Raw genomic sequence first — 12,524 nt, forward strand, 5'->3', positions numbered from 1 at the left:
ATCGATTCAATTGGGGACGATATGAAATTTGCATTCGTTTTTCCGGGGCAGGGTTCGCAGGCGATCGGAATGCTCGACGCATTCGCCGATCTGGCCGTCGTGCGCGAGACGCTCCAGGAAGCATCCGATGCACTCAATCAGGATCTCGGCAAGCTGATCGCCGAAGGCCCGGCCGAAGAGCTGAACCTGACCACCAACACGCAGCCCGTGATGCTGGCCGCGGCGTACGCGTGCTACCGCGCGTGGCAGCAGGCAGGCGGCCCGGCGCCGTCGATCGTCGCCGGCCACAGCCTCGGTGAATACACGGCGCTCGTCGCGGCCGGCGCGCTCGCGTTCAAGGACGCGGTGCCGCTCGTGCGCTTCCGCGCGCAGGCCATGCAGACGGCCGTGCCGGTGGGCCAGGGCGGCATGGCCGCGATCCTGGGCCTCGACGACGAAACGGTACGCGCGGTATGCGCCGAAGCCGCGGAAGCAGGCGTCGTCGAAGCGGTGAACTTCAATGCGCCCGCGCAGGTCGTGATCGCAGGCAGCAAGGCTGCGGTCGAAAAGGCATGCGAAATCGCGAAGGCGAAGGGCGCGAAGCGCGCGCTGCCGCTGCCGGTGTCGGCGCCGTTCCATTCGTCGCTGCTCAAGCCGGCGTCGGATCAGTTGCGCGACTATCTCGCGAACGTCGACGTGAAGGCGCCGCAGATTCCGGTCGTCAACAACATCGACGTCGCCGTGGTCAGCGATCCGGCCGCGATCAAGGATGCGCTGGTGCGCCAGGCCGCGGGCCCGGTGCGCTGGGTCGAGTGCGTGCGGCACATCGCCGGCACGGGCGTCACGCACGTGATCGAATGCGGTCCGGGCAAGGTGCTCGCCGGCCTGACGAAGCGCATCGACGGCAATCTGGTCGGCGCCTCGGTGTTCGATCCGGCTTCGCTCGACGAAGCGCTCAAGCTCGCGACCGCCTGACGCGGCGCCTTTTCCCAAGCAACGGATATTCGATTCATGGACAAGACTCTCGATAAACAGGTTGCGATCGTGACCGGCGCGTCGCGCGGCATCGGCCGTTCGATCGCCCTCGAACTCGCGCGCCTGGGCGCGACGGTGATCGGCACGGCGACGAGCGAATCGGGCGCCGCCGCGATCACCGCGGCGTTCGCGGAAGCGGGCGTCACGGGCCGCGGCGCGGTGCTGAACGTCAACGACGCGGCCGCCGCCGAGGCGCTGATCGATGCGACCGTGAAAGAATTCGGCGCGCTGAACGTGCTCGTCAACAACGCGGGCATCACGCAGGACCAGCTCGCGATGCGGATGAAGGACGAGGACTGGGACGCGGTGATCGACACCAACCTGAAGTCGGTGTTCCGTCTGTCGCGCGCGGTGCTGCGCCCGATGATGAAGGCGCGCGGCGGCCGTATCATCAACATCACGTCGGTGGTCGGCTCGGCCGGCAATCCGGGTCAGGTCAACTACGCGGCCGCGAAGGCCGGCGTCGCGGGCATGACGCGTGCGCTCGCGCGTGAAATCGGCAGCCGCGGCATCACGGTGAACTGCGTGGCGCCGGGCTTCATCGATACCGACATGACGAAGACGCTGCCGGAAGAACAGCAGGCCGCGCTCAAGACCCAGATTCCGCTCGGCCGCCTCGGCAGCCCGGAGGACATCGCCCATGCCGTCGCGTTCCTCGCATCGCCGCAGGCCGGTTACATCACCGGCACGACGCTGCACGTGAACGGCGGCATGTACATGTCGTAACGGTTTTCGTTTACCATCCGCGCCGTATCCCGTTTTTCAGGCGGACCGGCGCTTGATCGACCATCAAGCCAACGCGCGTTTTGGCGTCAGCAAACCTGATAAAATGCGCGCACTTGTAAATCTGAACTTTCCCTCGGAGGGGTAATGGACAACATCGAACAACGTGTCAAGAAGATCGTCGCTGAGCAACTGGGCGTCGCGGAAGCCGAGATCAAGAACGAGGCTTCGTTCGTGAACGACCTGGGCGCGGACTCGCTCGACACGGTCGAACTGGTGATGGCTCTGGAAGACGAGTTCGGCATGGAAATCCCGGACGAAGAAGCAGAGAAGATCACGACCGTTCAGCAAGCGATCGACTACGCTCGCGCAAACGTCAAGGCGTAAGCGCCTTTCGCGCTTGTCCGCCACGTCGCCGCGATCTTCGCGATTGACGCGCCATCCTGCCGGCTTCGCGCCGGACGGACTAACAGCCACAGGGCTCGCAGGGCTGGTTCCTGTGGCCACTGTGGCTTTTGTTTTTGTCATCCAATAATGGAAAAGAGGTTACCGTGAGCCGCCGTCGTGTTGTCGTTACAGGCCTGGGGCTGATTTCGCCTGTTGGCAATAGTGTTGCCGACGGCTGGGCCAATCTCGTCGCCGGCAAGTCCGGTATCGCCACCGTCACGAAGTTCGATGCGTCGAACCTCGCGTGCCATTTCGCGGGCGAAGTGAAGGGTTTCAGCGCCGAGGAGTACATCCCGGCGAAGGAAGCCCGGAACATGGATACGTTCATCCATTACGGCATCGCCGCCGGCGTCCAGGCCATCCGGGACAGCGGGCTGGAAGTGACCGAAGCCAACGCGGAACGCATCGGCGTGCTGGTCGGTTCCGGCATCGGCGGCCTGCCGATGATCGAAGATACGCACCAGACCTACGTCGATCGCGGCGCGCGCCGGATCTCGCCGTTCTTCGTGCCGGGTTCGATCATCAACATGATCTCGGGTCACCTGAGCATCATGTTCGGCCTGAAGGGCCCCAACCTCGCGGCCGTCACGGCCTGCACGACCGGCCTGCACAGCATCGGCCTCGCCGCGCGGCTGATCCAGGCCGGCGACGCCGACGTGATGGTCGCGGGCGGTGCCGAATCGACGGTGTCGCCGCTCGGCATCGGCGGGTTCGCCGCCGCGCGCGCGCTGTCGACCCGCAACGACGATCCGGCTACCGCGTCGCGTCCGTGGGACAAGGACCGCGACGGCTTCGTGCTGGGCGAGGGTTCCGGCGTGATGGTGCTCGAGGAGTACGAGGCCGCGAAGGCGCGCGGCGCGAAGATCTACGCGGAAGTCGTGGGTTTCGGCATGACGGGCGACGCGTACCACATGACCGCGCCGAACATGGACGGCCCGCGCCGCTGCATGGTCGCGGCGCTGCGCGACGCCGGCCTGAATGCCGACGAGGTGCAGTACCTGAACGCGCATGGCACGTCGACGCCGCTGGGCGACAAGAACGAGTCCGATGCGGTGAAGGCGGCCTTCGGCGAGCACGCGTACAAGATGGTGGTCAACTCGACGAAGTCGATGACGGGCCACCTGCTGGGTGGCGCGGGCGGCCTCGAATCGGTGTTCACGGTGCTGGCGCTGCACAACAACGTGTCGCCGCCGACCATCAACATCTTCAACCAGGACCCCGAGTGCGATCTCGATTACTGCGCGAACACCGCGCGTGACATGAAGATCGACGTAGCCGTGAAGAACAATTTCGGCTTCGGCGGCACCAACGGCACGCTGGTGTTCAAGCGCGTCTGACGTCGAATCGCTTGACGAGTCCATTCGATGCTCCGGCCGGGCGTCCGCAGCGCTTTGCGTTGCGGGCCTCGGCCGTGTCGTATCTCGTGCTGGCCGCGTTCGTCGCGTCGGCTGCCGCCTCGGCGTACCTGTTCTGGGCGCCGCGCGCGGGCGCTGCCGCCGGCGCAGGCGTGTCGGCCGCGACGGCGGCACTGCTGGCCGTATGGGCGGCGCGCGCTTGCGCCCGCCGGCTGCCGGCCGAGTTGCGGATCGATGCCTTCGGGGAGATTGCGGCGTTTGGCCGCACCGGGCGGTTGCTGGCCCGTGGCCGTGTGACGGGCCATGCGCACTGGAGCAGCCTGCTGCTGGTGCTGTCGGTCGGGCAGGGTGCCCGGCGGACCCGGCCGCTGCTGATTCCGGCCGACGCGCTCGACGCCGCGTCGTTCAGCGCGCTGTCGGTACTGGCGAGAACGGCCGGGGCGGCGGGGCGGGCATGACGGCGGTGCGGTTACCGACCGTAACCAGCGGCCGGCGCCGGAACGCTACAATAACGCTCCGCGTTGCATCCCTAGTTAACGGATTTGTCAGGTGAGTGAAAAAGAAATCGATCAGGCTCTGGTCGAGCGCGTACAGAAGGGCGACAAGGCGGCGTTCGAACTCCTGGTCTCCAAATACCACCGCAAGATCATTCGGCTGATCTCGCGCCTCGTGCGGGATCCCGCCGAGGTCGAGGATGTGGCCCAGGACGCGTTCATCAAGGCGTATCGTGCGCTGCCGCAATTCCGCGGCGAATCGGCGTTCTATACGTGGTTGTACCGAATTGCCGTCAACACGGCGAAGAACTACCTTGCGACGCAAGGCCGCCGGGCGCCGACCTCGACCGAGGCCGATGCGGAGGAAGCGGAAACTTTCTCGGACGCAGACCAACTAAGGGATATCAACACGCCTGAGTCGATGTTGATGAGCAAGCAGATTGCCGAGACGGTCAACGCTGCAATGGCTCTGCTGCCCGAGGAACTGCGCCAGGCAATCACGCTGCGCGAGATCGAGGGCCTGAGCTACGAAGAGATCGCGGAAATGATGGGCTGTCCGATCGGGACGGTCCGGTCGCGGATCTTCCGCGCGCGCGAAGCAATCGCTGCCAAATTGCGTCCGCTGCTCGATACGCCCGAAGGCAAGCGCTGGTAAGCGCGACGGGCGGAACGACGCGGGTCGGGGTCTAGTTACGGATAGAGTCGTGAAGTCACGACGGGGTGTGCAAGATGGGGAGCATCATGGGGTCGGTCAATACGCAATCGCAAGCGTGCTCGCGCGGCGAGCGCCTTTCCGCGCTGGTCGACGGCGAAATGTTCGATGGCCCGGATCACGGGCAGTTTCTGGCTGAGCTCGACCGCGCGGATCGCGCCGTGTGGGCCCATTACCACCTGATCGGCGATGCGCTGCGCTCGGACGAGCTCGCGCTGTCGCCCGCGCTGAGTGTCGCGTTCACCGCGCGCATGTCGGCTGCGCTCGAAAGCGAGCCGCACCTGCTGGCACCGGCGGCCGCGCCGGTCGCGCGCAAGCTGCTGTCGCTGCGCCGCCGTGTCGTGCCGGCATTCGCGGTGGCCGCCGCGGCCGCCACGCTGACGTGGATCGTCGTCCCGCAGATGCAGACGGCCGGTGCGCCGGGCGCCGTCCAGGTTGCATCGGTGGGCGCGCCGCAGAACGGCAACCTGCAGCGCGTGACGGTTGCGCAGGCATCGGCCCAGCCGGGTCTGCAGGACGTCAACATCATTCGCGACGCCAGCCTCGACCAATACCTTGAAGCGCACCAGCAATTCGCCCAGCAGCCCGTCGTCACGGGTTCGATGCCGCTGATCCGCGCTGCCGTGACCACCACGCCAGGCCAATAAACCCGATGCGGACATTGCAGTTGAATCACGCCATCTCCGGATGGAAGCGGCTGCCGGCCCTCCTGCTTTGCGCAGCCGCCCTGTTGTCCGTTCAATCCCTTCCCGCCAGCGCCCAGCAACCGGACGATCCCGTCGCGACCCGCAAGGGTGCCGCCGACTGGCTCGACCGCGTCCAGCAGGCGGCGCAACAGCAGAGCTACGAAGGTACGTTCGTCTACCAGCGCGGCGGGTATGTGCAGTCGTCACGCATCGCGCACGTCTCGTCCCGCGACGGCGAGTTCGAGCGGATCGAGACGCTCGACGGCAAGCCGCGCAAGCTGCTGCGGCACAACGACGAGCTGTACACGTTCGTGCCCGAGCGCAAGCTGTGCGTGGTCGAGCGCCGCCAGACGCGCGACTCGTTCCCCGCGCTGCTCGGCGCGAGCGGCGAGCACGTGATGTCCGTCTACGATGCGAAGTCGCTCGGCAAGGACCGCGTGGCCGGGATCGACGCGCAGGTCGTCGAGCTCGTGCCGAAGGATGCCTACCGTTTCACGTACAAGCTGTGGGCCGACGCGCGCACCGGGCTGCTGCTGCGTTCGCAGACGCTCGACGCGAACGATCACGTGCTCGAACAGATCGCGTTCTCGCAATTGCAAACCGGCGGCGCGAGCGGCGACAAGGCCGCGATTGCAGCCGGCATGCGCAACCTGAGCGGCTGGACGGTCGTGCGCCCGCCGGTCGCGGCTGTCGACATGGAAGCGCAGGGCTGGCAGCTCGCGCCGAGCGTCGCCGGCTTCCAGAAGATTCGTGAAGTGCGCCGGCCGATGGCCGCGCGCGATGCGGGTGATCCGCCGATCCCGGTCGATCAGGCCGTCTTCACCGACGGCCTCGCGACGATCTCGGTCTTCATCGAGCCGGCCGAAAAGAATACGCGCAAGGAGGGCGCGGGCAGCACCGGTGCGACGCACGTTCTCGTGAAGCGCCGCGGCGACTACTGGATCACCGTGCTCGGCGAAGTGCCGCCGGCGACGTTGCAGCAGTTCGCGTCTGCCATAGAATACAAGGCTTCCAAGTAACGCTACGGCTTCCGACATGACGAAACTCACGCTGCGCAAAGTGCTCGCGGCGGCGGCGCTGTGTGCCTGCCTGCCGCTCGTCCCGCAAACCGCGGTCGCTGTCACGCCTCCGGCTGCCAGCCTTCCCGATTTCGCCGATCTGGTCGAAAAGGTCGGGCCGGCCGTCGTGAACATCCGGACCACCGCCAACGTGCCGACGAGCGGCCCGCGCGGGATGCTCCCGCCCGGCTTCGACAACGGCGACATGTCGGAATTCTTCCGGCGCTTCTTCGGCATTCCGCTGCCGCAGGCGCCCGGCAACGGCGGCGGCAACGGCAGCAACCCGAAGAACGTGCCGGCGCCGGACAACGGGCCCGACACCGAGCAGAATCGCGGCGTCGGCTCGGGCTTCATCGTGTCGGCCGACGGTTATGTGATGACCAATGCGCACGTCGTCGACGATGCCGACACCATCTACGTGACGCTGACCGACAAGCGCGAATTCAAGGCGAAGCTGATCGGCGTCGACGACCGCACGGACGTCGCGGTCGTCAAGATCCAGGCGTCGAACCTGCCGGTCGTCGCGATCGGCGATTCGAACAAGGTGCGCGTCGGCGAGTGGGTCGTCGCGATCGGTTCGCCGTTCGGCCTCGACAACACGGTCACGGCCGGTATCGTCAGCTCGAAGAGCCGCAATACGGGCGACTACCTGCCGTTCATCCAGACCGACGTCGCCGTGAACCCCGGCAACTCGGGCGGCCCGCTGATCAACATGCAAGGCGAGGTGATCGGCATCAACTCGCAGATCTACAGCCGCACCGGCGGCTTCATGGGCATTTCGTTCGCGATTCCGATTGACGAGGCGATGCGCGTGGCCGACCAGCTGAAGGCGACGGGCAAGGTCACGCGCGGCCGGATCGCGGTGGCGATCGGCGAGGTGACGAAGGACGTGGCCGACTCGATCGGGCTGCCGAAGGCCGAAGGCGCGCTCGTCAGCAGCGTCGAGCCGGGCGGCCCGGCCGACAAGGCCGGCATCCAGCCGGGCGACATTATCCTGAAGTTCAACGGCCGTCCGGTCGATGCGGCGTCGGACCTGCCGCGCATGGTCGGCGACACGAAGCCCGGCACGAAGGCGACGGTCAACGTGTGGCGCAAGGGTCAGGCACGCGATCTGCCGATCACGATCGCCGAGACGCCGGCCGAATCGACGGCAAAGGCCGAACAGCGCAAGAACGCGCCGCAGAAGCCGCGCCAGACCAATTCGCTCGGCCTGACGGTCAGCGACCTGACCGCGGAGCAGTTGAAGACGCTGAAGCTGAAGAACGGGGTGCAGATCGACGGCGTCGACGGCCCGGCCGCCCGTGCGGGCCTGCAGCGCGGCGACATCGTGCTGCGTGTCGGCGACACCGACATCACGAGCGCGAAGCAGTTCGCCGACGTGACCGCGCAGCTCGATCCGCAGAAGGCGGTCGCGGTGCTCGTGCGGCGTGGCGACAACACGCAGTTCGTGCCCGTGCGGCCGCGCCAGAAGTAACGCGCCGATGTTCACCCTCTACGGCCGCGGCTGGTGCCACCTGTGCGACGACATGCGCGATGCACTGGCGCCGGTGGCGGCCGAATTCGGCGTCGCGGTCGACTATATCGACATCGACACCGATGCGGCGCTCGTCGCGCGTTACGACGAGGACGTACCCGTGCTGCTGCTGGACGGCGCGGAAGTGTGCCGCCACCGCTTCGACGATGCGCGGGTGCGCGACGCGCTGGCGGCCCGGCGCTGAACCTGGCCCGCCGTCGGCCGACGCCGCTTCGCACGGGGCTCGATCCGCCGGGCTCCCGCGGGGCGGGCGTCCGAAATCCCGCCCGGCGTAAGCCTTTTCGGCTAAAATAAGCCGTTTTTTCACCGACTTACACAAGGCGTGCTCCGCAGTCGTCGAGCGCGCCTTTTTCGCTTGATCGGCACTGAATGGATCATATTCGCAATTTCTCGATCATCGCGCACATCGACCATGGCAAGTCGACACTCGCGGATCGCATCATCCAGGTATGCGGCGGCCTCGCCGACCGTGAAATGGAAGCGCAGGTGCTCGATTCGATGGATATCGAGCGCGAGCGCGGCATCACGATCAAGGCGCAGACTGCCGCGTTGTCCTATCGCGCACGCGATGGCAAGGTCTACAACCTGAACCTGATCGACACGCCGGGGCACGTCGACTTCTCGTACGAGGTCAGCCGTTCGCTGTCCGCGTGCGAAGGCGCGCTGCTGGTCGTCGACGCGAGCCAGGGCGTCGAGGCGCAGACGGTCGCGAACTGCTACACGGCGATCGAGCTCGGCGTCGAGGTCGTGCCGGTGCTGAACAAGATCGACCTGCCGGCCGCGAACCCCGAGAACGCGATCGAGGAGATCGAGGACGTGATCGGCATCGATGCGACCGACGCGACGCGCTGCAGCGCGAAGACGGGCCTCGGCGTGGAAGACGTGCTCGAGTCGCTGATCGCGAAGGTGCCGCCGCCGAAGGGCGATCCGGCCGCGCCGCTGCAGGCGCTGATCATCGATTCGTGGTTCGACAACTACGTCGGCGTCGTGATGCTCGTGCGCATCGTCAACGGCACGCTGCGTCCGAAGGACAAGATCAAGATGATGGCGACCGGCGCGCAGTATCCGGTCGAGCACGTCGGCGTGTTCACGCCGAAGTCGCGCAATCTCGACTCGCTGTCGGCCGGGCAGGTGGGCTTCATCATCGCCGGCATCAAGGAGCTGACGGCCGCGAAGGTCGGCGATACCGTCACGCACGCGGCCAAGGCCGCCGCCGAGCCGCTGCCGGGCTTCAAGGAAGTGAAGCCGCAGGTGTTCGCGGGGCTGTATCCGGTCGAGGCGAACCAGTACGACGCGCTGCGCGAATCGCTCGAGAAGCTGAAGCTGAACGACGCATCGCTGCAGTACGAGCCGGAAGTGTCGCAGGCGCTCGGCTTCGGTTTCCGCTGCGGCTTCCTCGGGCTGCTGCACATGGAAATCGTGCAGGAGCGGCTCGAGCGCGAATTCGACATGGATCTCATCACGACCGCGCCGACGGTCGTCTACGAGGTCGTGCAGAGCGACGGCTCGACAATCATGGTCGAGAACCCGGCGAAGATGCCGGAGCCCGGCCGCATCGCCGAAGTCCGCGAGCCGATCGTCACCGTGAATCTCTACATGCCGCAGGATTACGTCGGCTCGGTGATCACGCTGTGCGAGCAGAAGCGCGGCTCGCAGATCAACATGCAGTATCACGGCCGCCAGGTGCAGCTCACGTACGAGATCCCGATGGCGGAAATCGTGCTCGACTTCTTCGATCGCCTGAAGTCGGTGTCGCGCGGCTATGCGTCGATGGACTACGAGTTCAAGGAATACCGTTCGTCGGACGTCGTGAAGGTCGACATGCTGATCAACGGCGACAAGGTCGACGCGCTCTCGATCATCGTGCACCGGTCGCAATCGCAATACCGCGGCCGCGAAGTCGCCGCGAAGATGCGCGAGATCATTCCGCGCCAGATGTACGACGTGGCGATCCAGGCCGCGATCGGCGCGCACATAGTCGCGCGCGAGAACATCAAGGCGCTGCGCAAGAACGTGCTCGCGAAGTGCTACGGCGGCGACATCACGCGGAAGAAGAAACTGCTCGAGAAGCAGAAAGAAGGTAAGAAACGGATGAAGCAGGTGGGTTCGGTCGAGATCCCGCAGGAGGCGTTCCTCGCGATCTTGCGCGTCGAAGACAAATAACAGGACTGATCCTTTTATGAATTTTGCGCTGATTCTTTTTGTGCTCGTCGTCGTGACGGGCGTAGCGTGGGTGTTGGACAAACTGGTGTTCCTGCCGCGGCGTCGCAAGGCGGCCGACTCGGCGATCGAGGAGTTCGATCGCCAGCAGTCGCGCATCGACAAGCGTTTCGCGGACGAAAACGCGGTGCAGACGCGTTCGAAGCTGCGTGACGAAAAGCTGCGCCAGCCGTGGTGGCTCGAGTACACGGCGAGCTTCTTTCCGGTGATTCTGGCCGTGTTCGTCGTGCGTTCGTTCGTCGTCGAGCCGTTCAAGATCCCGTCGGGCTCGATGGTGCCGACGCTGCTCGTCGGCGACTTCATCCTCGTCAACAAGTTCGAGTACGGGCTGCGCCTGCCGGTCACCAACACGAAGATCACGCAGGGCAGCCCGCTGTCGCGCGGTGACGTCGTCGTGTTCCGCTATCCGAAGGACGAGTCGGTCGACTACATCAAGCGCGTGATCGGCCTGCCGGGCGATACCGTCGCGTACCAGGACAAGCAGCTCACGATCAACGGCCAGCCGGTGCCCGAAACGCCGCTGCCCGATTTCTTCGACGACGAGCGCCAGAATTACGCGAAGCAGTTCGAGGAAACGATCGGCAACAAGAAGAACGCGATCCTCAACAACCCGGCCGTGCCGCCGTTCGTGATGGGCGCATACGACTATCCGTATCGCGACAACTGCACGTACAACAGCCGCGGCGTGATCTGCAAGGTGCCGCCCGGTCATTACTTCATGATGGGCGACAACCGCGACAACAGCGCGGACAGCCGCTACTGGGGTTTCGTGCCCGACCAGAACATCGTCGGCCGCGCGTTCTTCATCTGGATGAACTTCAGCGACCTGAAGCGCATCGGCTCCTTCAACTGACCGCATTCGATTCACACGCAGTACGCGACGCACGGGCCGCGTCGCGTATTGCCGAACTACTTTAAGAACCGGCGGTAACACCGCCTCGTCACGCCTTTTCGCGTCCGGCCGTGCCGTTTCGGCCCGACCGGGCGCCCGCGTTATACTCCTGCACATGCCCTCATCCCAGTTGGAAAGCCGGCTGCGCTACGAATTTCGCAATGCGGAATTGTTGCGCCAGGCTTTGACCCATCGCAGTCACAGTGCCACGCACAATGAACGGCTCGAGTTTCTCGGCGATTCCGTTCTGAATTGCGCGGTGGCGGCCCTTTTGTTCCAGCGTTTCGGCAAGCTGGACGAAGGTGACCTGTCGCGCGTACGCGCCAATCTCGTCAAGCAGCAGTCGCTGTACGAAATTGCTCAGGCCCTGAATATCTCGGACGGCCTGCGGCTGGGCGAGGGCGAACTGCGCAGCGGCGGGTTCCGCCGCCCGTCGATCCTCGCGGACGCGTTCGAAGCCATCATCGGGGCCGTGTTCCTCGATGGGGGCTTCGAAGCCGCCCAAGGGGTCATCAAGCGCCTCTATATCCCGATTCTCGACCACATCGATCCGCGTACGCTCGGCAAGGACGCGAAGACGCTGCTGCAGGAATATCTGCAGGGGCACAAGATCGCGCTGCCGACCTATACGGTCGTCGCGACGCATGGTGCAGCGCACAATCAGCAGTTCGAGGTCGAGTGCACGGTGCCGAAGCTGGACGTGAAGGTATCGGGCTCCGGCGCGAGCCGGCGCGCGGCCGAGCAGGCTGCCGCGAAGAAGGCGCTCGACGAAGTGATGGCGGCCGCGCCGATGCTGGCCGCGAAGCCGAAGCGCTCGAAAAACGCGCGCGGGTCCAAGCATGTCGAACCCGAGATCGTGCCGGGCGTGAAGGGTGTGCAGGAAGCGCTCGACCTGCGCTCGCCCGAGCGGAAGGAACGTGCGGCGGCGCGCGAGGCGAGAGCGGCGGGCGCGGTGCCGGCTGCCACCGCCGCAGCCGCGGCGACGGGCGCCGAGCCGGCCATCGCGCCGATGGCCGCGATTCGCGCGGCGCATGTCGAGCCGGCCGCGGACAAGGGCGAACGGGCGGCGAAGCCGGCGGCCGACAAGGTTGCCGACAAACCGGCCGAGCGGCCCGACAAGGCCGCGGAAAAGCCCGCCGAGGCCGCGCCGCGCGCAGCCGACAAGCCGGCTGGTCACGCAGCCGATCCGGCATCGTCGTCGGCCGACAAGCCTGCCGCGAGTGCCGACGCCGCCGCGCGTACGCCTGCGCGCGCACGCGATGCCGCGGCGCCCGACGCCGACACGCCGCCCGGCGGCGCGAGTCTTGCTGCCGCGCAGGCGCGCGTGGCCGATGCCGACCACTGAATTGCCCAGCGATCGTGCCGCGCGCCGCGCGGCCGTTTCCGAAC

The 12,524-nt window shown here is 66.1% G+C and carries 13 protein-coding genes; all 13 read left to right on the forward strand.

What is annotated here, in order from left to right:
* Window positions 1–21: 21 nt before the first annotated feature.
* Entirely contained in the window at window positions 22–954 is a 933-nt protein-coding gene (gene fabD / locus SY91_RS07785; protein WP_124477046.1) for an ACP S-malonyltransferase, read from the forward strand.
* Window positions 955–990: 36 nt separating this feature from the next.
* Window positions 991–1,740, forward strand: a complete 750-nt coding sequence (gene fabG / locus SY91_RS07790) for a 3-oxoacyl-ACP reductase FabG (RefSeq protein WP_006476504.1) — start codon at window positions 991–993, stop codon at window positions 1,738–1,740.
* Between the two features lie 144 nt (window positions 1,741–1,884).
* Window positions 1,885–2,124 carry an acyl carrier protein gene (acpP, locus tag SY91_RS07795; protein ID WP_004197638.1) on the forward strand — a complete coding sequence of 80 codons (240 nt, stop codon included), beginning with the start codon at window positions 1,885–1,887 and terminating at the stop codon, window positions 2,122–2,124.
* Between the two features lie 164 nt (window positions 2,125–2,288).
* Window positions 2,289–3,521 (forward strand): beta-ketoacyl-ACP synthase II, encoded by a 1,233-nt coding sequence (gene fabF / locus SY91_RS07800; RefSeq protein ID WP_124477047.1) that lies wholly within the window; start codon window positions 2,289–2,291, stop codon window positions 3,519–3,521.
* An 11-nt stretch (window positions 3,522–3,532) separates the two neighbouring features.
* A complete protein-coding gene (locus SY91_RS07805; protein ID WP_124591679.1) occupies window positions 3,533–3,997 on the forward strand; it encodes a hypothetical protein in 465 nt (154 codons plus the stop codon).
* 91 nt (window positions 3,998–4,088) lie between these two features.
* The gene (gene rpoE / locus SY91_RS07810) at window positions 4,089–4,688 is read left to right on the forward strand and encodes an RNA polymerase sigma factor RpoE (RefSeq protein WP_006490873.1); all 600 of its coding nucleotides are present in this window, start codon (window positions 4,089–4,091) and stop codon (window positions 4,686–4,688) included.
* An 86-nt stretch (window positions 4,689–4,774) separates the two neighbouring features.
* Entirely contained in the window at window positions 4,775–5,392 is a 618-nt protein-coding gene (locus tag SY91_RS07815; RefSeq protein WP_012328152.1) for a sigma-E factor negative regulatory protein, read from the forward strand.
* Between the two features lie 5 nt (window positions 5,393–5,397).
* Window positions 5,398–6,450 (forward strand): MucB/RseB C-terminal domain-containing protein, encoded by a 1,053-nt coding sequence (locus tag SY91_RS07820; RefSeq protein WP_011544940.1) that lies wholly within the window; start codon window positions 5,398–5,400, stop codon window positions 6,448–6,450.
* Window positions 6,451–6,466: 16 nt separating this feature from the next.
* Window positions 6,467–7,963 (forward strand): DegQ family serine endoprotease, encoded by a 1,497-nt coding sequence (locus SY91_RS07825; protein WP_124477049.1) that lies wholly within the window; start codon window positions 6,467–6,469, stop codon window positions 7,961–7,963.
* A 7-nt stretch (window positions 7,964–7,970) separates the two neighbouring features.
* Window positions 7,971–8,207 carry a glutaredoxin family protein gene (locus SY91_RS07830; protein ID WP_006476497.1) on the forward strand — a complete coding sequence of 79 codons (237 nt, stop codon included), beginning with the start codon at window positions 7,971–7,973 and terminating at the stop codon, window positions 8,205–8,207.
* Between the two features lie 185 nt (window positions 8,208–8,392).
* On the forward strand, window positions 8,393–10,186 hold the full coding sequence (gene lepA, locus SY91_RS07835) for a translation elongation factor 4 (protein ID WP_011544942.1): 1,794 nt from the start codon (window positions 8,393–8,395) through the stop codon (window positions 10,184–10,186).
* Window positions 10,187–10,202: 16 nt separating this feature from the next.
* Entirely contained in the window at window positions 10,203–11,096 is an 894-nt protein-coding gene (gene lepB, locus SY91_RS07840; RefSeq protein WP_011544943.1) for a signal peptidase I, read from the forward strand.
* Between the two features lie 154 nt (window positions 11,097–11,250).
* Window positions 11,251–12,480 (forward strand): ribonuclease III, encoded by a 1,230-nt coding sequence (gene rnc, locus SY91_RS07845; RefSeq protein WP_124477050.1) that lies wholly within the window; start codon window positions 11,251–11,253, stop codon window positions 12,478–12,480.
* Window positions 12,481–12,524: the final 44 nt, after the last annotated feature.

The organism is Burkholderia cenocepacia, from assembly GCF_014211915.1.
Lineage (GTDB): Bacteria > Pseudomonadota > Gammaproteobacteria > Burkholderiales > Burkholderiaceae > Burkholderia > Burkholderia orbicola.